Source organism: Tenacibaculum sp. nBUS_03 (genome assembly GCF_051201695.1).
In the GTDB taxonomy this organism is placed as follows: Bacteria; Bacteroidota; Bacteroidia; order Flavobacteriales; family Flavobacteriaceae; genus Polaribacter.
Map to the genome: position 1 here is coordinate 3,946,382 of NZ_CP179214.1, position 22,379 is coordinate 3,968,760.

A 22,379-nucleotide genomic window follows, 5' to 3' on the forward strand; every position below is an offset into this window, starting at 1 on the left:
AGTTATTCATTAAAAATATATTTGTAAAGAGGAATAAATTTAAGAAACGGAGAAATAAACTAATTTAGTTTTATGGATAAAAAAGATAATATACTTATAGTAGGTGCTGGTTTATGTGGCTCATTATTAGCTTTACGATTAGCTCAAAGAGGATATAAAGTTGAATTATTTGAGAGTAGGCCAGATTTAAGAACCACTGATATTTCAGCAGGTAGATCTATTAACTTGGCACTGTCTGATAGAGGATTTAAAGCGCTACGTTTAGCAGGGGTTGAAGATAAAGCTAGAAAGATATGTATTCCAATGCATGGACGTTTAATTCACGATAATAAAGCAAATACATTTGTTTCAAATTATTCAGGAAGGAAAGGTGAGTATATTAATTCAATTTCTAGAGGAGATTTAAATGGGATTTTGTTAACTGAAGCTGAGAAACATGAAAATGTAACCATACATTTTAATAAAAAATGTGTTTCGGTAGACATAGAAGAAACCAAAGTTAGTTTTAAAGATTATATAACTGAAGAAGAGTTTTCCGTAAAAGGAGATGTCATTTTTGGAACAGATGGAGCAGGTTCAGTATTAAGGAAAAGCTATTACTTAGAAAGAAAGTTTTTGTTTAGTTATTCTCAAAATTATTTAACACATGGGTATAAAGAACTTGAAATTCCAGCAGATGCTTCTGGCAATCATCAAATAAGTAAAGATCATTTACATATTTGGCCACGTGGAAAATATATGTTAATCGCCTTACCAAACTTAGATGGGAGTTTTACAGTTACATTATTTTTAAGTTATGATGAAGGAGAATATAATTTTAATAACTTAACAACAGAAGATAAAATAACTGAATTTTTTGAAAAAGAGTTTCCAGATGCATTAAAGTTGATTCCAAGTATAAAGGATGAATTTTTTAATAACCCAACAGGGCCATTAGGTACGGTGAAATGTTCTCCATGGTTTTATAAAGGAAATACTCTAATTATGGGAGATGCAGCTCATGCTATTGTACCATTTTATGGACAAGGAATGAATGCTTCTTTTGAAGACGTAACTGTTCTTGATACTATTTTAGATAAAAATGAAGGGGATTGGGAAACAATTTTTAAAGAATATCAACAACTTAGAAAAGAAGATACAGATGCAATAGCCGATTTAGCAATAGATAATTATTATGAAATGCGTGATCATGTTGCGAATCCTTTATTTAAGCAAAAACGAGTGTTAGAAATGTCATTAGAAGAAAATTTTCCTGATGAATATTTTTCAAAATATTCAATGGTTACTTTCAATGAAAATATACCGTATGCTAAAGCTATGAAAAAAGGAAGGGCACAAGATAAAGCGTTGTTAAACATGGTTGCTAATAATGATTTGGATACCAGTTTAGACTTAAGAGAAGTGCTTGGAAGTGTGCAAGAGGAAACAAATGAGATTTTAGAAGAAGATAAGATAGCTGGTTTATAAATGAAAAAGTACATAATTTTATTACGGGGTATCAATGTGTCAGGGAAACATAAAATCCCTATGGCTGAGTTACGAGAGTTGTTACATAATCTAAAATTTAAAAATGTAGAAACATATATTCAAAGTGGAAATATCATTTTAGATTCTGAGTATTCAAAGGAAGTTATCTGCCAAAAAATAGAAGAAGGAATAACTAATAAATATGGATATAATATACCTGCATTAGCAAGAACTCTAGAAGAGTGGAAAAATGCGATTGCTCGATATCCTTTTTCATTAGAAAATGAAAAGATAGTTGCATTTTCTTTTTTAAATGAAGAATCAAAAATTACTGATATAGAGGTGAAAGGAATTAAAGATGATAAGTATGAGGTAGATGGTGATGTTGTGTATTTAAATTGTATTTCTGGTTTTGGAAAAACAAAATTGACAAATAATAATATTGAAAAAAAATTAAATGTAGTAGCAACTACAAGAAACTATAAAACAACTATAAAATTATTAGAGTTGGCAACAAAAGAATAATGGAAGAAAAAAAAGTAACACCAAGAGGAGCCTATCCACATGTTAAGGTAGTAGGAGATTTTATTTTTGTATCAGGAACAAGTTCACGTCGTGCTGATAATTCAATCGCAGGAGTAGATATTATTGATGAAATGGGAACCAAACGATTGAATATAGAAACACAAACACGTGAGGTTTTAAAAAATATTGATAAAAATTTACAAACAGTAGGTGCTAGTATAAAAGATGTGGTAGATGTATCAACTTTTTTGGTAAATATGAATGATTTTGCAGGGTATAATAAAGCATACGCAGAGTTTTTTGAAAAAGAAACAGGGCCTACTCGAACTACAGTGGCTGTTCATCAATTGCCACATCCTGATTTAGTAGTTGAAATTAAAGTTACAGCTTATAAAAAAGCAAACTAATTTGATGAGTGAATTCAATCAAAATAAAAAGGAGTTAATTAATAAGGGGTATTCAGTTACCGAGCCTATTTTTGGTGATGAAGAATGTTTACAATTAATTAGTTTGATTGAAAGTTCACAAAAAAGATACGCTATTAGGCAATTAGTAAATAAAGTACCAAAAATTGAAGAAGTTGTTTTTCAAAATGAAAAATTTAAAAAGCTATATACTTCTATTTGTAGTACTGATTATTTTTTGTCAAAAGCTATCTTTTTTAATAAAATAGGAAAATTTAATTGGTTTGTTAGCCATCATCAAGATTTAAGTATTAGTGTAAAAAAGAACGTAGCAATTGATGGCTATAGTAACTGGACAAATAAAAGTGGACAACTAGGAGTAATACCTCCTCAAGAAATATTAGAAAAAGTAATTACTTTTAGAATTCATTTAGATAAAACAGATGAATTAAATGGTGCTTTGAGAGTAATATTAGGGAGCCATAAAAAAGGAATTATTAGAATTGATGAAAATTTCAAGAAAGAAAATATAGGAAAAGAAGAGTTATGTGCTGTTAAACGGGGTGGTGTTATGTTAATGAAACCATTAATATTACATGCTTCTTCTAAATCATTAACGAATCAAGATAGAAGAGTAATTCATTTAGAATTTTGTAATCAAGAAATTCCAATGGAATGGTTAGAAAGAAAAGACATTATATGAACATAAAAAACTACATAAACGGCGAGTTTCTGTCTCCAATTAATGGGAATTATATAAATAACTATAATCCTTCTATAGGAGAAGTGTATGGAACAATACCTAACTCAACTAAAGAGGATGTAGCTTTGGCTTATAAAGCAGCAAGTGATGCTTTTCCTGAATGGTCAAATAGAGCACTCGAAGATCGTAGTAAAATTCTATTAAGAATATCAGAATTACTAGAGGTAAATCTAGAGCGTTTTGCTAATGCTGAGGCTAAAGATAATGGTAAGCCAGTTTCTTTGGCAAGTGCAGTGGATATTCCAAGATCAGCAAGTAATTTTCGGTTCTTTGCAAATGCTATTACGCAGTTTTCATCAGAGTCTCATGAAAGCGTTGGTTTAAATGCTATAAATTTTACATTGCGACAGCCTATTGGTATAGTTGGTTGTATATCACCATGGAACCTGCCTTTGTATTTATTTACATGGAAAATTGCTCCGGCAATTGCAGCAGGTAACTGCGTTATAGCAAAACCCAGTGAAGTAACACCAATGACAGCTTATTTATTAGGAGAAATATGTAATGAAGCTGGATTGCCAAAAGGAGTGCTAAATATAGTTCATGGTTTAGGACAAACTACTGGACAGGCAATTATTGAGCATCCAGATGTAAAAGCAATATCATTTACTGGAGGAACAGCTACAGGTGCTCATATTGCAAGAACAGCAGCTCCTATGTTTAAAAAGTTGTCTTTAGAGCTTGGAGGGAAAAATCCGAATGTCATTTTTGCAGATTCTGATTACGATAAAATGCTAACTACTACGGTTCGATCGTCATTTGCTAATCAAGGCCAAATTTGTTTATGTGGAAGTAGAATTTTTGTTGAAGAGTCAATATATGAGAAGTTCAAAAAAGATTTTGTTGAAAAAGTTTCTGAATTAAAAATAGGTAATCCTTTTGATAAAGCTACAAATATTGGAGCACTTGTTTCAAAACAGCATTTAGAAAAAGTAAGATCATATATTGATATTGCTGAAAGTGAAGGAGGAAGAATACTTTATGGTGGAGAAGAAGTTGTTGTAGAAGGAAGTGAAAACGGATACTATTTACAACCTACAATTATAGAAGTTAAAGATAATAAATGTGTATTGAATCAGGAAGAGATATTTGGGCCAGTAGTAACCTTAATGTCTTTTAAAACTGATAAAGAAGCTTTGCTGTTAGCAAATGATGTAAAGTATGGATTATCAGCAACATTATGGACTAATAACTTAAACAGAACAATGCAGTTTTCTAAGCATTTGAAAACGGGGATTGTTTGGGTAAATACCTGGATGTTACGAGATTTAAGGACACCTTTTGGAGGGCAAAAAGCTAGTGGAGTTGGTCGAGAGGGTGGTTTTGAAGCGTTACGATTTTTTACTGAACCTAAAAATATTTGTATAAAATATGAATAATGAAATACGGCAAAGAATTATTGAGGTCTGTGATAAAAAAATAGCTCAAAAAGGAGATGAAGTTGGACTTTCGTTCTATGCATTTTTTAAAAATAAAAATGATGATCCTAAATTACTCATGGAAGTGGCAACTTGGTGGATTCAAACGCATCAATTAGATCATTTTGAAAAAGCGATTAAAATTAAAAGAAAGGTTAAGAATAACGAATAAATATGAATTTAAATATACAAAATAGAAATGCCTTGGTTTGCGGAAGCACGCAAGGTATAGGAAAAGCTTCTGCAATTCAATTAGCTAAAGAAGGAGTTAATATAACCTTAGTTGCTCGCAATGAAGAAAAGCTTAAAAAGGTTTTAGAAGAGTTACCAAATAACAATCAAAAGCATGGTTATATTGTTGCTGACTTTTCAAACCCTAATGAGTTAAAAGAAAAAATAGAAGCTTCATCGTTAGAGTTTCATATTTTAATAAATAATACAGGAGGTCCAGCTGGAGGGTGCCTGTTTTTAATGCTCAATTAGATGAGTTTGAAAAAGCATTTACTCAGCATTTAAAATGTAATCATGTCTTGGTTCAGGCAACAGTACCATTTATGAAAAAAGAAGGCTATGGAAGGATTATAAATGTAATTTCTACATCTGTAAAACAGCCGTTAGACGGATTGGGAGTTTCAAACACAATAAGAGGTGCAGTTGCTAATTGGTCTAAAACATTAGCAAATGAATTAGGACAGTTTGGAATCACTGTAAACAATGTATTACCAGGAGCTACTGGAACCGAGCGTTTAAATGAGATAATAAATAACAAAGCAACAAAAACTGGTAAAACAATAGAAGAAGTGTCTGAAGCAATGAAAAATGCTTCACCAGCTAAACGTTTTGCTAAACCTGAAGAAATTGCAAACGCAGTGGTTTTTTTAGCAAGTGATAAAGCAAGTTTTATTAATGGAATTAATGTTCCAGTTGATGGTGGTAGAACTAAAAGTTTATAGTGATTTTAAGGTTGAACTACTAAAAAAAATAAGGAGTTGCTAAAATTATATATAAATATAGTAACTTTATGACTTAGTAAATAATTAATTAACCAACTTAAATATTAGAGTATGAATCGTAGAAAATTTATTACAACTTCCGCTATTGGAGCAGGAGCATTAACAATGTTTCCAACTTCAACAATTGCTAGTAACAATGTAAATTCTTTGTCAACTTTAAATAAAATAACAAATGTTTCATTGAGTAGTTTACCTTTTAATTTTATAAAAGCACATGAAAGTTTAATGACAGAACTAAATGAATTAGGATATGTGTATGATTCTAATAAACTAGTTAAATTATCGAGTAATTGTTATGCTATTTCTGTTCAGAAAAAATCCTTACTAGGGTTTACAAGTTATGAGTTAGCATTACTTGTAGAAGAGAATGGATTAAGTAAATATTATATTTTAGAAGAGAAATTAGCAATTGAGTTGAATTCTTTAGTAGAAAATTATAGATATAATATGGATGCTAATGGTTTTAGTTATGATTTAGCTGAATTTGCTTTTCCTGTAAAAATACAAGAAGTTAAAAAGGGTAAGGAAAGTGTTTTTACCTACAAAAATAAAATGAATAATACTATTACCTTACAAAGTAATAGAAAAAGATCTAGAGCAATTATCTGTTAGATAAAATAGTAATCAAGGTTTCTTAAAAGTAGATTGTCTAGAAAGTATATCATTGAAAATAAATTAATAGCGTCTTTTTAAATCATAAATTTTTATTAAGACTGTTTTTGTAAATTATTTTTTATGAAAAAGTTTTACTTTTTAGACAATTTTTTTATAAACTATTATAGAATAATAAAAAATGAGCATGTTAGTACAACCTTTAAATTTTAAAAAGTGGATAGATGAAAATCGCCATCTGTTAAAGCCACCAGTAGGCAACAAACAAGTTTGGGATAATGGAGAATATATTGTTATGGTAGTTGGAGGTCCGAATAATAGAAAGGATTATCACTATAATGAAACACCAGAGTTTTTCTATCAAGTAGAAGGAGATATGGTATTGAAAATTATAGATGATAAAGGAAAAATGATAGATGTTGAAATTAAAGAAGGAGATATTTATTTATTACCAGGGAAAGTACCACACTCACCGCAACGTAAGGCTAATACGGTAGGTTTAGTTATTGAATATCCAAGAGATGAAGGAATGTTAGATGCTTTAGAGTGGTATTGTGAAAAATGTGGTACACAACTCTACAGAGAAAAGTTTGCTCTTGATAATATTGAAACTGATATGCCTATTATTTTTGATAAGTACTATTCTAACACGGAAAAATGTACCTGTTCTAATTGTGGAACAGTAATGGTATCTCCAAGTAAAGTAAATAATGATTGATGAGATAAAAGAGAATTTTTCAAAACAGGGTTTTATGAAAACTCTAGGCGCAAAAATTCTTGCTATCAAAGAAGGGGAAGTGAAAATACAATGCATTAAGAAAGATAATCTTACCCAGCAACATGGTTATTTTCATGCAGGTGTACTAACGAGTATTATGGATGTTGCTTGTGGTTATGCAGCATTGTCGGTAATGTCTAAGAATTCAGATGTTTTATCTGTAGAATTTAAAACAAATTTATTACGACCAGCTAACTCTAAATTAGTTGTAGCTACAGGAAAGGTAGTAAAGTCGGGGAAAACTCTAGTGTTTTGTGAAGCTAAAGTTGAGAACGAACAAGGTATATTGTATTCTACTATGCAAGCTACAATGATATGTTCACAGAAAAAGAATGGTAATTAATATTATAAACTATAGTTGTAATTAAAATAAAAAATGAAACAACGAAAACTACGAATAAACGGTCACTCACACTTATTACCTTATCCAGAACAAATCCCTCAATTTATGAAGGAGAAAGAAATTTTTTGGGTTGACGATGAACGTAAGCATATGCTTCAGAAAGGATGGAAAAGACCTGTAACTGACTCTAGTTTTTTCTTAGATGAAAAGTTGATTTGGATGGAGAAAAATAGGTTAGATCATGCAGTTGTTTTAAATCTTTCTCAATTATATGGTAACGGATTGCGATTAGAAGAAATGAAAAAAGCATTGCGTTTTCAAAATGATTTTAATGCAAAAGTTCAACATGATCATCCAGATAAGTTTACTTGTGGGTTTGTGGTTCATCCAGGTTTTATTTATGGAGCATTATATGAAATGGAACGTTGTGTAGAAGAGCTAGGGTTAAAAGTATTGTGCTTACCTACGCATTTTATGGATTCAATTGGTCAATGGCGTTGTGTGTTTGATAAAGAAAATGATCGCATTTTTGAATTAGCAGATAAGTATAAATTGGCTATTGAAATTCATCCGTATGATGGAGATAAAATGATAAAGCTAGAGAATACTAACTGGCGTTTTCATTTAATTTGGATGTTGGCTCAGTGTGGTGATGCGTATCACTTTTATACATTAAATGGTATGCAAGAACGTTTTCCAAATATAAGAACATGTTTTGCTCATGGTGGGCAATTAGCTCAAATGAATTTAGGACGTCGTATTCAAGGTTTTGATGGTAGGCCTGATTTATTTGAAGGGAAAACACACCCAAGAAAGGCCGTAGGACATCCTAATATATTTTTTGACACCTTAGTTCACGATACAGATTCTTTAAAGTTAATGATAGATCGTCAAGGGTCAAATCAAATAATAATGGGGTTAGATGATCCATATCCATTAGGAGAAATGGAAAGTGATGCCCAATCATCATACCCAGGTAAATTATTAGATTTAGCAATTAATAGAGATATTATTGATCAGAAGCAATATGATGAAATTTGGGAGGATAATACGCTACGATGGTTATTTGGAGACGATGTAAAAGCTAAGCAAGATTTAGTTAATAAGATTCTTTCAAAATAAAGGTATGTCAGAAGTAACTCAGTTTCATAATTTGTCACATATTTTTATCTCATTTATAGGTGCTGTTTTACTATTGGCAATTTATTATAATATAAGAAAACGTTTTTACTCGGTATTAGAAGATGGAAACGGAATTAAACGAGTAGATAAAGGGTTACTATATTTCAGTTTTGGAATGTTAGTGTGGGTGTTTTCAGGTTTATGGGGGCTCATTGCTAATTATTTTAAGTTTCAAGATACATTAATGTATCAAATAGGTATAAATATAGTGTCTACCATAAATAATTTATTTTGGTTACTAGCACTTCATTATGTTTATGATGCTCCTAAGTTTATTTATAGAAATGAAAAAAATGTAAAAATCATTTCTATTATTATAATTACAGTTGCTTCATTAACGTTATTGTTGTCTTCTGTAATAGGTAACAATATCTTCTATGGCATTAAAATTGTTGGAGTCCCTGATTTCTTATTAACAACTTTTTTATGTTATTTAATGGGGATTTCATTTTATAGAACCTTTATGCATAGAGATTTAAAGTTAGTGGCTTTTATTTCTGTTATCGCAATTTTTTTACTGTTTTTTTCCCAGTTCTCAGATGTATTTATACATTTAAATAATGATTTTTTTAATCAGCTTATTAGAATTATAACTAAAACTTCGTTGGTTTCCGTTTTTTTAGTTTTAGCAACAAGTTGGGTTATTCAACTTGCAAATACGCCAAAACCAAATGAAATGAAAATGAAGTTCTTAGACTGGTCTTTAATCGAGTTAACTATTCCATCTAAAGGAATTATAGCAGAGAAAATTGATTTTGGCTCAAAAACTACTCAGTATAAAAATTTATTAAATTTTGCATATAAGAGAAAGTTTTGTGAGGTAAATAATCAAAGTATTGTTGTTAGTTATGGAGGTGAAATAAAGAGTCAAACATATTTAACAAGAATTATAGATAACATAAATGTGATACTTCAATTAACAGATGAAAATAAGTTAGAACGTAAAGATTTAATTACTTTTATTGGAGAAAGTAAATATAGATTACGAATTCTTCCAGAGCATATATTTGTTGATGAAGCCTTATTAGAAGAATATAAAAAACTTGAGATTAAATGAAAATAGCAGCAACTCAAATAGATGTAACTGTAGGTGAGATTGAAAAGAATATTACTACTCATATAAAAGCGATAAAAGAAGCCGTAAAAGAAAAAGTAGATTTAATTGCATTCCCTGAAATGTCAATAACCGGATATTGTAGGGAAGAAGGAAAAGGATTAGCCTTTATAAAAAAGGATAAAAGATTAAACAGCTTAAGAAAACTGTCTGAAGAGAACAATATCATAGTTGTTGTTGGAGCCCCAATATTAATAGATGATATGTTATATATAGGGTCTTTTATATTAAAACCAGATGGAGAAGAAGAAATATATACAAAGCAATATTTACATTCAGGAGAAGAGATATACTATAAAAGTTCTTTTTTGTACAACCCAAAAGTAACTATAGCAAAAGAACAGTTGTCTTTTGCTATTTGTGCAGATATTGATAATGAAAAACACCCTGAACAAGCAAAAATAGATAAGTCAACTCTTTATGTTCCTAGTATATTCTTTTCTAAAGAAGGTATTGTCAAAGGTCATTCGTCTTTGAAAAGATATTCTGAAAAATATATGTTACCAATTCTTATGAGCAACTTTTGTGGAGAACATTGGGGGATGCACGCAGGTGGAAAAAGTGCCTTTTGGGATGAAAAAGGAAAAGAATTAATAGCTTTAGATTCTGAAAAAGAGGGACTTATCATTATTGAAAAACAGGATGAAAAATGGAAGGGTAAGTCTATTGTGTTATAAAACTCTTAGATGTTGATTTTGAGTGTTACAGAAACTCACAAAGTATTATTTTTTATTACAATTAATTACAATTATATATAGAGGTTTGAGCAGATTTTATATTCGCTTAAAACTATTTTTATATGAAAAATTATACATCAACAAAGGATGTTTTAGGTCACCCTAGAGGGTTATTATATTTATTTTTTGCTGAATTATGGGAACGCTTTTCTTTTTATGGAATGCGAGCATTATTGGTTTTATACATGACGAAACATTTGTTATTTACAGATGAAATGTCTTTTGGTATTTATGCTGCCTACATGTCATTAGTATATGTAACACCAATGATAGGAGGAATGTTAGCAGATAAAATACTAGGTTTTAGAAAGGCAATTATTTTAGGAGGTGTTTTAATGGCTTTAGGACATTTCTTTTTAACATTTGAACAACCTATATTTTTTTATGGATCACTTTCTTTAATAATAATTGGTAACGGTTTTTTTAAGCCCAATATATCTTCTTTTGTAGGAAAATTGTATAGTGATGGTGACAGAAGGCGTGATGCCGGGTTCACAGTTTTCTATATGGGAATTAATATTGGAGGTGCCGTGGCTCCTTTATTATGTGCATGGCTGGCTGAATTGTATGGTTGGCATTACGGATTTGTATTAGCTGGAGTAGGAATGCTATTAGGGCTTTTAGTTTTTAAAAAAGGAGTAGCTAATAAAGTATTCGATGAACATGGGGCTGTTCCGAATGTTAAGGTGTTTAATCAAAAAAGGTTAGGAATTAAAACGGGGTATTTAATACCTGTCTGTGCTCTACTTTCAGTGCCTATTTTCGCTTTAATTGTAAGATATCATCAATTTGAACATTATTTGGTGTGGATTGTTTCTTTGTTTTTGATGTTTTATATAATTAATGTTCTTCAAAATGTATCTATTTCAGAGCGTAAAAAATTATTAGTAGCTGTTTACTTTACAGTATTATATACTGCGTTTGCAGCAATTTTTGAACAAGCTGGTAGTTCACTAACTTTATTTGCAGACAGAAATGTAAATTTAATAGGGATAAATGCTGCTCAAACTAATAGTATAAATTCAAGCTTTATAATTTTATTTGCTATACCATTTTCTATGTTGTGGATGTATTTGAATAAAATTGATAAAAACCCAAATTCTGTAATTAAGTTTGGCGTAGGGATAGCTCTTTTAGGTTTTGGATTTATAGTTTTTGCAATGTCTGCATATCAAGTTGATGAATTTGCTAAAACTCCAATGATTTATTTAATAGTAGGGTATTTAGTATTAACCATGGGAGAACTATTTTTATCACCAATAGGATTGTCAAAAATAACAGAATTATCCCCCGTTAAATATGGGGCTTTTATAATGGGGGTTTGGTTTTCTGCTAATTTTTATGGGCACTTTTTTGCAGGTAAAATAGCAAAATTAACAACTGTGTCAGAAGGTGATTTAGGTTTTTTTTCAAAAGGAATATTAGGAGAGATAACAACACTTATAACAGGTATGCCAAGCAAATTTGTTTTATCTCAAGAACCGATATTTCATCAATTATATTCATATGTATCAGTATACTCTGGTTTAGGCTTTTTTACTTTATTAACAGGTGTATTTGTAATGATAATGTCTAAAAGAATTAAAAGAATGATGCAAAATGTACATTAGTATTTACTTACTGGTTTAGTTTTTTTATATTGCTAGCATGGAAACTATTGAACATTATTTTAAAATAAATAAAGAAACTTGGAATAAAAAAGTTGCTGTACATGCTAAAAGTGAAATGTACGATTTAAAAGCATTTAAGGCAGGAAAAAATTCATTAATGAAATATGAGTTGGATGCTTTAGGAGATGTCTCTGGAAAGTCACTATTACACCTGCAATGTCATTTTGGGCAAGATACTTTGAGTTGGAGTAGAATGGGAGCTAAATGCACAGGAATAGACATTTCAGACGAAGGAATTAAGTTAGCAAGAGAGCTGAATAAAGAATTAATGCTGGATTCTAAATTTGTTTGTTGTAATGTGTATGATGTTAATAAACATATTTCAGAGCAGTTTGATATTGTGTACACAAGTTATGGTACCATTGGTTGGTTACCAGATTTAAAACCTTGGGCAAAAATAATAGCATCTAGATTAAAACCTGGAGGATCTTTTTTTATGGCAGAATTTCACCCAATTGTATGGATGTTTGATTATCAAAATACTCCATCAGAGCTTAGTTTTGCATACAATCAGAAAGAAGTTATTTATGAAGAGTATTCAGGTAGTTATGCTGATGGAAATAATGAAATTATAAGTAAAGAGTATGGGTGGAATCATGGTTTAGGGGAAATAATTACGGCATTAATATCTGAGGGACTACAAATAGAATACTTGAATGAGTATGATGAAAGTCCTTATGATGTTTTCCCTAATCTTGAAAAAACTGAAAATGGAATGTTTAAGATAATAGATAATTTATATCCATTAATATTTACATTAAAAGCAATTAAACATAGTTAAACAAGCATTATAATAAAGAAGGAAATATATTACAAAAAACTAAAAAAGGTCGTCTAATTTTTTAGACGACCTTTTTTAGTTATAATTATTCCTTTTTATTTAAATACAGAAACAATATTTATAGCTACTTCATCCCATGTTTTAGATACACCATCGGCACCTTTATGTAGGTCTTTACATACCGTATTAAGTGATTTTAATGCTTTTTCACCTTGCCATTCAGTGATATTCATTGTTCCTTGTAAGCTAAATACGTTACCTTTTAAAGAATATTTAAAGGGTAACTTTTTAGTAACTCCGTTCATAGTTATATCAGAATATCCAATGGAATCATTTTCAAGAACCAATTTCCCTGAAAGCAGTTCAGTTTTGTCCATAACTCCAAAAAAGAATTTTTTTATTTTATAGTCTCTTCCAGAATCTGAAGTAAAAATACTACTCACAGGAATTGAAAATTCAGCATTGTTGATAGCTTCCTCAGCTGAATTTCCTGAACCTTTCGCAGTAATATTAACTTTTTTAAATACTCCTTTAACAGGTATTTTTTCGGTAGTTTTATAAGCTGTCCAACTAATCGTTTTTTCTGCATTTTGTAATGAAAAAGACGCTTCCGTTTTAGGAGCTTCATCTACTGATATTTCTTGTTTTGTTTCTTGTTTATTTTCCTTTTTACATGAGGTAACGAAGATTGTAAAAAAAGAAACAAATAAGGCGAGGAATTGATTTTTCATGAGAATTACTATGTTTAATTATTTTAAAAAAAAATTTATAATTGTAAAGTTATTAATAGCTAAATTAAAAACCAATAAGATATAATTAGATTAATTTATAATTGAATTGACAAGTTTTATATATTCTTTTTTTGCATTTTCAGGACTCATACCTTTTAATTGTAACCAAGCATTAAATTTAAACGCATTTCTTAAACCTCCGTTTACATTGTTGTGAGCATTAAGAGAAAACTGATCTCCTATCATAGCCTGTTTATAGTATGCATATAATTTAAGCATAGTATCTTGAGGCAATTTACCTTGCATATTTGAGGCAGCCTCGAAGGCCTCATGAAATTGTTTATCTAAATCATTTATCATAAATGATATGTAAATGGTTGTTACATTAAAAAGTGTAAATACAAATATACGAAAGGAGCAAGGAAATATAAACTATCTAAACGGTCAAGTAATCCACCATGTCCAGGCATTATAGTTCCACTGTCTTTGACATTAGCTTTTCTCTTAAACATTGATTCAACTAAATCACCAAAGGTACCAGCTATTGAAACTATTAAAGCAATAATAATCCAGTTAAAAATAGATAAAATAGAAGAATAGTAGCCAATTAAAAAGCCAATAATTAAAGAAAATAGTAATCCACCAATAAAGCCTTCAATTGTTTTTTTAGGAGAAATTCTTTCAAATAGCTTTGTTTTACCAAAATTCTTTCCAACCAAAAAAGCAAAACTATCATTGGTCCAAATAAGAACAATAATATATATTATAACATATGGATGATAGCCGTTGTTTATAAAAGGTAGTAGAGCTAAAAAAGAAAAAGGTAGAATAATATAGCGAATACCTAAATCTAATTTATCCATAAATGTATTCGGATATTCCGATTTTTTACTCTGATATAGGCTGTAAATTAACTGAAAAAAACAGATTAATGTGATTAGTAATAAAAACAAAATAACTTTTTCAGATGCTATTATTTTTGTGTAATATATGGCTAAGGGAAGTATTATAAATGGAATAAAGTTTTTAAAACGTATAATTTTATTAAATTCCCACAAGCATATAGCAGAGAAAACTGCAATTAAAGAAGTGTATGATTCAGCAGAATACAGTATTGCTGAAATAAAAATAGTAGCATAAACAAGCCCAGAAATACTTCTTATTATTAAGTTTTTCATGTTTTAGAGGTCTTCAAAAAGAAGTAAGTATAAGTTTTTTGAATTGCTATTTCCATAATTCAAAAAATCATCATTATTCTTTTGTATTGTATAATTGGTTACAGAACTAATATTTGTAGGAATATTGCCTTTAAAATGTGTTTTAATACCTGTTAAACCTTCACTAATGTTTTTTACTAATTGACTTGTGGTTGCGTAAATAATAAAATTATCAGACAGTTCAGAAATTTTATTACTTCCTAATTGGTTTGAAGAAAATAAAATATCTCCTTTATTAGCTATTAAGTGCTCACAAGTTGTAAAGAAAGGAATGGAATTGTTAGGTGTTTGCTGAGATGTTATTTTTAATTGTTGAGTTATTTTTAATAAATCAAAATCGCTACAAGTTATCTTGTTCCAGTTATTTTCTTTCAATATATTTTCAAGATTGATGATGACTTCATTAATACTTGTAGAATATAAAAACTTTCCCCCTTTATTTATAAAATTATGAACAAACAAATCATCTAAAGAAAGATTAACCGGTTGACGATTAATTTCTTCTTTAGATGTTTCAGTATATGATTTAAACAGTTTTTTTAAAAAATTCATTAAAACAAAAAACTTATTCTTCTGTTATTGGATTTATATTTTCTTTTGTTTCGTTTTTTTCAAATGGTCTTTCACCAAATAATTTAATTAAATCATCTTTAAAGATAACTTCTTTTTCAAGTAAACGATCAGCTAATAGTGTTAATTTATCTTTATGTTGTTCTAAGATATCAATAGCTCTAACATATTGACCTTCTATTATCTTTGAAATTTCCTCATCAATAGTTTTAGCAGTAGCATCACTATAAGGTTTTACAAAACCATCATTACCAGATGAATCGTAATAGGTAATATTTCCAACTTTATCGTTTAATCCGTAAATAGTAACCATCGCTTTTGCTTGTTTTGTTACTTTTTCTAAATCACTTAATGCTCCAGTTGAAATTTTATTAAATATTAATTTCTCAGCAGCTCTTCCTCCCATTGTAGCACACATTTCGTCTAGCATTTGTTCGGTTTGAACAATTTTCCTTTCTTCTGGAAGGTACCAAGCTGCACCTAGAGATTGACCACGAGGTACAATAGTAACTTTAACTAAAGGAGCGGCATGTTCTAACATCCAACTAACAGTAGCATGACCAGCTTCATGAAAAGCAATAACTTTCTTTTCTTTTGGAGTAATTACTTTATTTTTCTTTTCCAAACCTCCAACAATTCTATCAACAGCATCTAAGAAATCTTGATGTTCAATAGCTTCTTTGTTGTTTCTGGCAGCAATTAAAGCAGCTTCATTACATAAATTAGCAATATCAGCGCCCGAAAAACCAGGGGTTTGTTGTGCCAAGAATTCTAAGTTAGCATTGTCAGCTAACTTCAAAGGTTTTATATGTACTTCGAAAATTTCTCTACGTTCGTGTAAGTCAGGAAGGTCTACATAAATTTGACGGTCAAAACGACCAGCACGCATTAAAGCTTTATCTAAAACATCTGCACGGTTTGTTGCAGCAAGAACTATAACATTTGTGTCAGTACCAAAACCATCCATTTCTGTTAATAATTGGTTTAAAGTATTTTCACGTTCATCATTACCACCTGTCATGCTATTCTTTCCTCTAGCTCTTCCTATAGCGTCAATCTCATCAATAAATATAATTGAAGGAGATTTTTGTTGTGCTTGTTTAAATAAATCTCTTACACGTGAAGCTCCAACTCCTACAAACATTTCAACAAAATCAGAACCAGATAAAGAAAAGAAAGGAACACCTGCTTCACCTGCAACAGCTTTAGCTAATAATGTTTTACCTGTTCCAGGAGGCCCTACTAGTAAAGCCCCTTTTGGAATTTTACCTCCCAAGCGAGTATATTTTTCAGGACTCTTTAAGAAATCTACAATTTCTTGTACTTCTTCTTTAGCACCCTCTAAACCAGCAACATTTTTAAAAGTAGTTTTGACTTTAGTATCTTGATCAAAAAGTTTAGCTTTAGATTTACCAATATTAAAAATTTGTCCACCACCACCAGCACCACCACCAGATACCTGACATTCTTCTCATAAAAAATAACCAAATTACAATTAGTAGGATAAAAGGTAAAAAGCTAATGATGGTATCCATCATGCTAGTTTTGCTGTCATTCCCTTTATCAAAATCTAAGTTATAGGTATCTTTCGCTTTTTGAAGTTCCTTTTCAAAGTTTTGTAAATCACCAAAATTATATTTGTATAAAGGTGCCCCTTTTCTGTAAAAAGGAGAATTACTTAACTTTTTATGGGATTCTTTACTTAAGGATTCATCTTTAATAAATATTTCAGCATACGATTTATTGTATATGAAAATCTTAGAAATATCATTATCCTTTAAAATTTGATTGAATTCGTTTTCAGATAAATTTTTAGAACCCATTGATCCTGAGTTAAAAAAAGTTAACCCTATAAATAAAACTGCTATTGGAATGTATATCCAAAGAGAGTTAAAGGTTAGTTTAGGTGTGTTTTTTTTCTTATCACTCATAAAATTTGTTTCAAAATATGTTAATTATGCTGGATTTATTTGAGTTATTTTTGCGTCTCCCCAAAGGCTTTCAATATCATAAAAGTCACGTGTTTGTTTTTGAAAAACATGAACTACAACATTTACATAATCCATTAAAACCCATTCAGAGTTTCCTTGTCCTTCTACGTGCCAAGGTTTATCTTTTAGCTCCTTACTAACGACTTTTTGTATTGAACCTGATATAGCATTAACCTGTGTGTTTGAATTACCAGAGCAAATTATAAAATAATCGCACACGGTGTTTTCAATTTCTCTTAAATCAAGTAGTTGGATGTCTTCTCCTTTTACATCATCAATCCCCTTTATAATCACAGCTATTAAATCGTCTGTGCTTGCTTGTTTTTTAGTCATTAAAAAAAATTAAATTTTAGCAAAGTTATTATTTTTTTGTGAGTAAATAGTGTATTATTGATACTAGTTTTACTTATAAAATATTTATGAAAATAATCAAACTTGATGCCATTGATTCTACAAATACTTTTTTAAAAGAAATGGCAGTAAATTCATTATTAGAAAACTTTACGGTAGTTGTAGCTAAACATCAAAGGTTGGGTAGGGGACAAATGAATACAGAATGGAATTCGGAAGGTGGTAAAAACTTGACTTTCAGTGTTTTTGTTAGGTTTTCGGGGTTGTTGGTAGCAAATCAAAAATATTTAAATTTTTCAGTAGCTATAAGTGTTTTTGAGGTGTTAAATGATTTGAAATTATCAAAAGTTTCTATAAAATGGCCTAACGACATTCTGGCAGAAGGAATGAAAATTTGTGGAATTTTAATTGAGAATTCTTTGAAAGGCAATGAAATACAATCGTCAGTAATAGGAATAGGTTTGAATGTTAATGAGCCTTTTTTATCTAACAAACAATTAAAGGCTGTATCAATTAAAGATCTTTTAAAAGAAGAATTAGAATTAGATTTTTTATTGAGAGAATTAGTGCTCAAATTAGAAAAAAATATAGCTTTATTAGAAAAACAGGAATATGATTTGCTTGAATATAGGTATTTAGAAGTATTGCATAAAAAAAACGTTCCGAGTATGTTTAAAACAAATCAAAACGTTTTATTTATGGGTAAAATTATAGGAGTGTCAAAGGACGGAAAACTCCAGATAGAATTAAGTGATGAAACTATTAAAGAATTTGAAATCAAAGAAGTTTCATTTGCTTAGGTCTAAAATATATATTTTTATAGTTTAGCAATATTTTCTGTTAAGGTTTCGATAAACTTAGTTAATGGTTTTTTTACCATCATAGCCATCATAGGATTAAAATCTCCATTGAATTTTAAGACAACCTCACTTTCATTTTCCGATATCTTATTGATGTCTGAAGCTAAAGTAAAAGGTAGTTTGCTACTAGCAGCACCTAAAGTTACATTTGAAAACTCAGTTTTCTCTTTCATAACTAGTCTAATTTCTGGCATACCTTTTAATCCAAAAATAAAGCTTTCACCATCAACCTCAAATTTTTGAGTGTTTTCTGGCATTAATTGCTCATAATTTTCAAGCTTAGTAAAAAAATTAAAAAGTTCTTCCGAAGTTTTTTTTACTCGCACTATGTTTCCTTCAATATTCATTAATCTATTTTTTAACTATTCTTCTTTTTGTTTCCACGTACTAGGAGAAACTCTCCAGTCTTCTAAAGTACGTAATTCTTCACTAGTAATATACTTGCTATCTAAAGCCTGTTCAAGTAAAAATTCGTAATTACTTAGAGTGGTAAGTTCTACATTATCATTTTTAAAATTTTCTGTAGCTATGTCAAATCCATAAGAAAAAATAGCAACCATACCTTTAACAGTAGCATTAGCTTCTTTTAAAGCTTTAACAGCGTTTAAGCTACTTTTACCAGTACTTATCAAGTCTTCAATAACTACTACGTTTTGTCCGCTTTCTAAATACCCTTCTATTTGGTTTTTGCGACCATGTTTTTTGGGTTCAGGCCTAACATATATAAAAGGAACTCCTAGTTCTTGCGCAACCAACACGCCTATGGCTATTGCACCAGTAGCTACACCAGCAATAACATCTGGTTTACCATGTTTATCTTCTACAATTTTTGCTATTTTTTCTTTTAAAAAATTTCTAACAGAAGGAAAAGATAATGTAATTCTATTGTCACAATAAATTGGAGACTTCCATCCTGAAGCCCATGTAAATGGCTCTTGAGGGCTAAGTTTAATCGCTTTTATTTGTAAAAGGAGTTCAGCCGTTTTTTTTGCCGTATCTTTGTTAAAATCCATGTCGCAAATGTATAAAGTTTTTGTTAATGATAAACCAATAATATTAACAACTTCAATAAAAAAAGAAGAAAGCTACCCTGTTTATCTTTTTAAAAACACTGTTATAGAGGAGCTAATTTATAAGTTAAAATCAAATATTTTATCAGGTGTTTACCTGTTTTCTACAAATTTAGATAGTGATTGGGAAAGATTTAGAGAGAAATTTAATCCAATTATAGCAGGTGGAGGTTTAGTTTTGAATGAAGAAAAAGAAACTCTATTTATCTACAGGGGTGATAAGTGGGATTTACCTAAAGGAAGAATAGAAAAAGGAGAAAAAATTGAAGAAACAGCGATAAGGGAAGTAGAAGAAGAATGTGGTATTGAAAATTTGGTTATAAAAAAGTTTTTAATTAATACATACCATCTCTTCGTACAAAATGGAGAAAAACGTTTAAAAGAAACATATTGGTACTTAATGTATTCTAATTTTACAGGTAACTTAAAGCCTCAATTAGAAGAAGGAATTACTGATGTTTGTTTCAAGAATGAAAAAGAAATAGAAGAAGCTTTAAAAAATACGTATGCTAATATTAAATTAGTTTACAAAGAATACCAAAAAGACATTTAAAATGACATAATGTCATTGACTCAGCACTTATTTTTATTATTTACTGCCAAATCATTGCTAAATTTCTATTGGCATACAGTTTGACTATTTCTACTCGTAAAATTGAATTAAAAATAAAAAAATAAATAGTATTATGAGTAAAATTATAGGTATTGATTTAGGTACTACCAACTCATGTGTTTCTGTAATGGAAGGTAATGAGCCAGTAGTAATCCCAAATGCAGAAGGAAAAAGAACTACACCATCTATTGTAGCTTTTGTTGAAGGTGGAGAACGTAAGGTTGGTGATCCTGCAAAAAGACAAGCAGTTACAAACCCAACTAAAACTGTTTATTCAATAAAGCGTTTTATGGGGAATAAATTTTCTGAATCTTCTAAAGAGGCAGGAAGAGTTCCTTACAAAGTTGTTAAAGGAGATAATGATACACCTCGTGTAGATATTGATGGGCGTTTATATACTCCACAAGAAATATCTGCAATGGTATTGCAAAAAATGAAAAAAACCGCTGAAGATTATTTAGGTCAAGGTGTTTCTGAAGCTGTTATTACAGTACCAGCATACTTTAATGATGCACAACGTCAAGCAACGAAAGAGGCAGGAGAAATTGCAGGATTAAAAGTTCGTAGAATCATTAATGAGCCAACTGCGGCAGCTTTAGCTTATGGATTAGATAAAGCAAGCGATGATAAAAAAATTGTAGTATTTGATTTTGGTGGAGGTACGCATGATGTTTCTATTTTAGAATTAGGTGATGGAGTATTTGAAGTATTAGCTACTGATGGAGATACACATTTAGGAGGAGATGATGTTGATGAAAAATTAATTAACTGGCTAGCTGAAGAGTTTAAAGCTGAGGAAAACATGGATTTACGTCAAGATCCAATGGCTTTACAACGTTTAAAAGAGGCTGCTGAGAAAGCTAAAATTGAGTTATCAAGTACAACTTCTACTGAAATTAATTTACCTTATATTACTGCTACAGCAAGTGGACCAAAGCATTTGGTAAGAACGATGACTAGAGCTAAATTTGAGCAGTTAATAGATGATTTAATTAAAAGAACTATTGAGCCTTGTGCTACAGCTTTGAAAAATGCAGATTTATCGATTGATGAAATTGATGAAGTTGTTTTAGTTGGAGGTTCAACTCGTATTCCTGCAATTCAGGAAGCTGTTGAGAAATTCTTTAAAAAAGCACCAAGTAAAGGAGTGAATCCTGATGAAGTAGTTTCTTTAGGAGCTGCAATTCAAGGAGGAGTTTTAACTGGAGATGTAAAAGATGTTTTATTATTAGATGTTACGCCTTTATCTTTAGGAATCGAAACTATGGGTAACGTATTTACTAAGTTAATTGATGCAAATACAACTATTCCTACAAAAAAATCTCAAGTGTTTTCTACAGCTGTAGACAATCAACCTTCTGTTGATATTCACGTATTACAAGGAGAAAGAGCAATGGCTGCTGATAACAAAACAATTGGACGTTTCCAATTAACTGATATTCCACCAGCGCAAAGAGGTGTTCCTCAAATCGAAGTAACTTTTGATATTGACGCAAACGGAATTATCAATGTTTCTGCTGCTGATAAAGCAACAGGGAAGTCTCAAGATATCCGTATTGAAGCTTCTTCTGGATTATCTGATGAAGAAATTGAAAAAATGAAAGCTGAAGCAGAAGCGAATGCTGATGCAGATAAGCAAGCTAAAGAAACTGCAGAGAAAATTAATGGTGCAGATTCTATGATTTTCCAAACAGAAAAGCAATTAAAAGAATTTGGTGATAAATTATCAGCTGATAAGAAAGAGCCAATAGAAGCAGCTTTAGAAGAGTTAAAGAAAGCTCATGAGTCTAAAGATTTAGCGCAAATTGATGCTGCAATGGAGAAGATTAATGAAGCTTGGAAAGTTGCTTCAGAAGAAATGTATGCTGCGCAACAACAAGCAGGTGGGGCTGATGCAGGATTCTCAGCAACAAGCTCAACCAGAAGGCGACGCTCAGGGTGATAACGTTGAAGATGTAGATTTCGAAGAAGTGAAGTAATTTACATTTAGTTTTAAATTATATAAGCCTCATTACAATTTTGTAATGGGGTTTTTTTTTGAACTTTAGTATTAAAAATAATGTTTGTGCATGCAATTTTAAAATTAAGGATAAATAAACAATAAAAGAAATACCAGTTTAAAGTATTGAGTTAACAGAAAGAAATAGATAATTATAAACAAAGAAGTAA

General features: G+C 30.2%; 23 protein-coding genes and 3 pseudogenes. 18 read left to right on the forward strand and 8 right to left on the reverse strand.

Translation table 11 applies throughout. The features are described from left to right. The first annotated feature begins 72 nt into the window (after positions 1–72). From ACMFBB_RS18065 to ACMFBB_RS18135, 15 genes and pseudogenes are all read left to right on the forward strand, one after another. Positions 73–1,467, forward strand: a complete 1,395-nt coding sequence (locus tag ACMFBB_RS18065; RefSeq protein ID WP_435262130.1) for an FAD-dependent oxidoreductase — start codon at positions 73–75, stop codon at positions 1,465–1,467. Continuing rightward, entirely contained in the window at positions 1,468–1,992 is a 525-nt protein-coding gene (locus ACMFBB_RS18070) for a DUF1697 domain-containing protein (RefSeq protein ID WP_435262131.1), read from the forward strand. Next, entirely contained in the window at positions 1,992–2,399 is a 408-nt protein-coding gene (locus ACMFBB_RS18075; protein WP_435262132.1) for a RidA family protein, read from the forward strand. The genes ACMFBB_RS18070 and ACMFBB_RS18075 overlap by 1 nt, the downstream gene beginning before the upstream one ends. Before the next feature lie 4 nt (positions 2,400–2,403). Beyond that, positions 2,404–3,099, forward strand: a complete 696-nt coding sequence (locus tag ACMFBB_RS18080) for a phytanoyl-CoA dioxygenase family protein (protein WP_435262133.1) — start codon at positions 2,404–2,406, stop codon at positions 3,097–3,099. Next, on the forward strand, positions 3,096–4,538 hold the full coding sequence (locus ACMFBB_RS18085; RefSeq protein ID WP_435262134.1) for an aldehyde dehydrogenase: 1,443 nt from the start codon (positions 3,096–3,098) through the stop codon (positions 4,536–4,538). The genes ACMFBB_RS18080 and ACMFBB_RS18085 overlap by 4 nt, the downstream gene beginning before the upstream one ends. Continuing rightward, a complete protein-coding gene (locus tag ACMFBB_RS18090; protein WP_435262135.1) occupies positions 4,531–4,749 on the forward strand; it encodes a DUF6500 family protein in 219 nt (72 codons plus the stop codon). The genes ACMFBB_RS18085 and ACMFBB_RS18090 overlap by 8 nt, the downstream gene beginning before the upstream one ends. Before the next feature lie 2 nt (positions 4,750–4,751). Next, positions 4,752–5,530: pseudogene (locus ACMFBB_RS18095) on the forward strand (SDR family oxidoreductase). Between the two features lie 111 nt (positions 5,531–5,641). Next, positions 5,642–6,202, forward strand: coding sequence for a hypothetical protein (locus tag ACMFBB_RS18100; protein WP_435262136.1), 561 nt, complete (start codon positions 5,642–5,644; stop codon positions 6,200–6,202). 181 nt (positions 6,203–6,383) lie between these two features. Further along, on the forward strand, positions 6,384–6,920 hold the full coding sequence (locus tag ACMFBB_RS18105; protein WP_435262137.1) for a 3-hydroxyanthranilate 3,4-dioxygenase: 537 nt from the start codon (positions 6,384–6,386) through the stop codon (positions 6,918–6,920). A gap of 34 nt (positions 6,921–6,954) precedes the next feature. Further along, positions 6,955–7,323, forward strand: coding sequence for a PaaI family thioesterase (locus ACMFBB_RS18110; RefSeq protein WP_435262138.1), 369 nt, complete (start codon positions 6,955–6,957; stop codon positions 7,321–7,323). Positions 7,324–7,356: 33 nt separating this feature from the next. Then, positions 7,357–8,445: an amidohydrolase family protein gene (locus ACMFBB_RS18115; protein ID WP_435262139.1), complete on the forward strand. Its 1,089-nt coding sequence runs from the start codon at positions 7,357–7,359 to the stop codon at positions 8,443–8,445. Positions 8,446–8,449: 4 nt separating this feature from the next. Then, a complete protein-coding gene (locus tag ACMFBB_RS18120; protein WP_435262140.1) occupies positions 8,450–9,562 on the forward strand; it encodes a hypothetical protein in 1,113 nt (370 codons plus the stop codon). Then, complete coding sequence (locus ACMFBB_RS18125) at positions 9,559–10,296, forward strand: carbon-nitrogen hydrolase family protein (protein ID WP_435262141.1); 738 nt, start codon at positions 9,559–9,561, stop codon at positions 10,294–10,296. The genes ACMFBB_RS18120 and ACMFBB_RS18125 overlap by 4 nt, the downstream gene beginning before the upstream one ends. A gap of 122 nt (positions 10,297–10,418) precedes the next feature. Continuing rightward, a complete protein-coding gene (locus ACMFBB_RS18130; RefSeq protein ID WP_435262142.1) occupies positions 10,419–11,966 on the forward strand; it encodes a peptide MFS transporter in 1,548 nt (515 codons plus the stop codon). A 37-nt stretch (positions 11,967–12,003) separates the two neighbouring features. After that, complete coding sequence (locus ACMFBB_RS18135; protein WP_435262143.1) at positions 12,004–12,807, forward strand: class I SAM-dependent methyltransferase; 804 nt, start codon at positions 12,004–12,006, stop codon at positions 12,805–12,807. 95 nt (positions 12,808–12,902) lie between these two features. Here the strand turns inward: ACMFBB_RS18135 and ACMFBB_RS18140 are convergent, their stop codons facing one another. The 6 genes and pseudogenes from ACMFBB_RS18140 to rsfS all read right to left on the reverse strand — a co-directional run bounded on the left by ACMFBB_RS18140 (position 12,903) and on the right by rsfS (position 17,649). Next, a complete protein-coding gene (locus ACMFBB_RS18140) occupies positions 12,903–13,538 on the reverse strand; it encodes a YceI family protein (protein WP_435262144.1) in 636 nt (211 codons plus the stop codon). Positions 13,539–13,628: 90 nt separating this feature from the next. Further along, positions 13,629–13,898: an acyl-CoA-binding protein gene (locus ACMFBB_RS18145; RefSeq protein ID WP_435262145.1), complete on the reverse strand. Its 270-nt coding sequence runs from the start codon at positions 13,896–13,898 to the stop codon at positions 13,629–13,631. A gap of 20 nt (positions 13,899–13,918) precedes the next feature. After that, positions 13,919–14,716 carry a phosphatidate cytidylyltransferase gene (locus tag ACMFBB_RS18150; RefSeq protein ID WP_435262146.1) on the reverse strand — a complete coding sequence of 266 codons (798 nt, stop codon included), beginning with the start codon at positions 14,714–14,716 and terminating at the stop codon, positions 13,919–13,921. Between the two features lie 3 nt (positions 14,717–14,719). Further along, the gene (locus tag ACMFBB_RS18155; protein WP_435262147.1) at positions 14,720–15,307 is read right to left on the reverse strand and encodes a hypothetical protein; all 588 of its coding nucleotides are present in this window, start codon (positions 15,305–15,307) and stop codon (positions 14,720–14,722) included. A 13-nt stretch (positions 15,308–15,320) separates the two neighbouring features. Continuing rightward, positions 15,321–17,256 (reverse strand): annotated as a pseudogene (gene ftsH / locus ACMFBB_RS18160) (ATP-dependent zinc metalloprotease FtsH). 24 nt (positions 17,257–17,280) lie between these two features. Beyond that, positions 17,281–17,649: a ribosome silencing factor gene (gene rsfS / locus ACMFBB_RS18165; RefSeq protein ID WP_435262148.1), complete on the reverse strand. Its 369-nt coding sequence runs from the start codon at positions 17,647–17,649 to the stop codon at positions 17,281–17,283. A gap of 86 nt (positions 17,650–17,735) precedes the next feature. On the opposite strand from rsfS, the gene ACMFBB_RS18170 reads away from it, so the two are divergent. Continuing rightward, positions 17,736–18,467, forward strand: coding sequence for a biotin--[acetyl-CoA-carboxylase] ligase (locus ACMFBB_RS18170; RefSeq protein WP_435262149.1), 732 nt, complete (start codon positions 17,736–17,738; stop codon positions 18,465–18,467). Positions 18,468–18,484: 17 nt separating this feature from the next. On the opposite strand, the gene ACMFBB_RS18175 is transcribed toward ACMFBB_RS18170, so the two are convergent. After that, entirely contained in the window at positions 18,485–18,874 is a 390-nt protein-coding gene (locus tag ACMFBB_RS18175) for an SRPBCC family protein (RefSeq protein WP_435262150.1), read from the reverse strand. 15 nt (positions 18,875–18,889) lie between these two features. Continuing rightward, on the reverse strand, positions 18,890–19,540 hold the full coding sequence (gene pyrE, locus ACMFBB_RS18180; protein WP_435262151.1) for an orotate phosphoribosyltransferase: 651 nt from the start codon (positions 19,538–19,540) through the stop codon (positions 18,890–18,892). A 7-nt stretch (positions 19,541–19,547) separates the two neighbouring features. On the opposite strand from pyrE, the gene ACMFBB_RS18185 reads away from it, so the two are divergent. Together ACMFBB_RS18185 and dnaK are read left to right on the forward strand one after the other, a co-directional pair. Next, entirely contained in the window at positions 19,548–20,150 is a 603-nt protein-coding gene (locus ACMFBB_RS18185) for an NUDIX hydrolase (RefSeq protein WP_435262152.1), read from the forward strand. Positions 20,151–20,283: 133 nt separating this feature from the next. Next, positions 20,284–22,189, forward strand: a pseudogene (dnaK, locus tag ACMFBB_RS18190) (molecular chaperone DnaK). The last annotated feature ends 190 nt before the right edge of the window (positions 22,190–22,379 follow it).

What these genes read in the sequence shown, in the direction of transcription:
- ACMFBB_RS18065 (WP_435262130.1), top strand. Translation starts at nt 73, where the DNA reads ATGGATAAAAAAGATAATATACTTATAGTAGGTGCTGGTTTATGTGGC.
- ACMFBB_RS18070 (WP_435262131.1), top strand. Translation starts at nt 1,468, where the DNA reads ATGAAAAAGTACATAATTTTATTACGGGGTATCAATGTGTCAGGGAAA.
- ACMFBB_RS18075 (WP_435262132.1), top strand. Translation starts at nt 1,992, where the DNA reads ATGGAAGAAAAAAAAGTAACACCAAGAGGAGCCTATCCACATGTTAAG.
- ACMFBB_RS18080 (WP_435262133.1), top strand. Translation starts at nt 2,404, where the DNA reads ATGAGTGAATTCAATCAAAATAAAAAGGAGTTAATTAATAAGGGGTAT.
- ACMFBB_RS18085 (WP_435262134.1), top strand. Translation starts at nt 3,096, where the DNA reads ATGAACATAAAAAACTACATAAACGGCGAGTTTCTGTCTCCAATTAAT.
- ACMFBB_RS18090 (WP_435262135.1), top strand. Translation starts at nt 4,531, where the DNA reads ATGAATAATGAAATACGGCAAAGAATTATTGAGGTCTGTGATAAAAAA.
- ACMFBB_RS18100 (WP_435262136.1), top strand. Translation starts at nt 5,642, where the DNA reads ATGAATCGTAGAAAATTTATTACAACTTCCGCTATTGGAGCAGGAGCA.
- ACMFBB_RS18105 (WP_435262137.1), top strand. Translation starts at nt 6,384, where the DNA reads ATGAGCATGTTAGTACAACCTTTAAATTTTAAAAAGTGGATAGATGAA.
- ACMFBB_RS18110 (WP_435262138.1), top strand. Translation starts at nt 6,955, where the DNA reads ATGAAAACTCTAGGCGCAAAAATTCTTGCTATCAAAGAAGGGGAAGTG.
- ACMFBB_RS18115 (WP_435262139.1), top strand. Translation starts at nt 7,357, where the DNA reads ATGAAACAACGAAAACTACGAATAAACGGTCACTCACACTTATTACCT.
- ACMFBB_RS18120 (WP_435262140.1), top strand. Translation starts at nt 8,450, where the DNA reads ATGTCAGAAGTAACTCAGTTTCATAATTTGTCACATATTTTTATCTCA.
- ACMFBB_RS18125 (WP_435262141.1), top strand. Translation starts at nt 9,559, where the DNA reads ATGAAAATAGCAGCAACTCAAATAGATGTAACTGTAGGTGAGATTGAA.
- ACMFBB_RS18130 (WP_435262142.1), top strand. Translation starts at nt 10,419, where the DNA reads ATGAAAAATTATACATCAACAAAGGATGTTTTAGGTCACCCTAGAGGG.
- ACMFBB_RS18135 (WP_435262143.1), top strand. Translation starts at nt 12,004, where the DNA reads ATGGAAACTATTGAACATTATTTTAAAATAAATAAAGAAACTTGGAAT.
- ACMFBB_RS18140 (WP_435262144.1), bottom strand. Translation starts at nt 13,538, where the DNA reads ATGAAAAATCAATTCCTCGCCTTATTTGTTTCTTTTTTTACAATCTTC.
- ACMFBB_RS18145 (WP_435262145.1), bottom strand. Translation starts at nt 13,898, where the DNA reads ATGATAAATGATTTAGATAAACAATTTCATGAGGCCTTCGAGGCTGCC.
- ACMFBB_RS18150 (WP_435262146.1), bottom strand. Translation starts at nt 14,716, where the DNA reads ATGAAAAACTTAATAATAAGAAGTATTTCTGGGCTTGTTTATGCTACT.
- ACMFBB_RS18155 (WP_435262147.1), bottom strand. Translation starts at nt 15,307, where the DNA reads ATGAATTTTTTAAAAAAACTGTTTAAATCATATACTGAAACATCTAAA.
- rsfS (WP_435262148.1), bottom strand. Translation starts at nt 17,649, where the DNA reads ATGACTAAAAAACAAGCAAGCACAGACGATTTAATAGCTGTGATTATA.
- ACMFBB_RS18170 (WP_435262149.1), top strand. Translation starts at nt 17,736, where the DNA reads ATGAAAATAATCAAACTTGATGCCATTGATTCTACAAATACTTTTTTA.
- ACMFBB_RS18175 (WP_435262150.1), bottom strand. Translation starts at nt 18,874, where the DNA reads ATGAATATTGAAGGAAACATAGTGCGAGTAAAAAAAACTTCGGAAGAA.
- pyrE (WP_435262151.1), bottom strand. Translation starts at nt 19,540, where the DNA reads ATGGATTTTAACAAAGATACGGCAAAAAAAACGGCTGAACTCCTTTTA.
- ACMFBB_RS18185 (WP_435262152.1), top strand. Translation starts at nt 19,548, where the DNA reads ATGTATAAAGTTTTTGTTAATGATAAACCAATAATATTAACAACTTCA.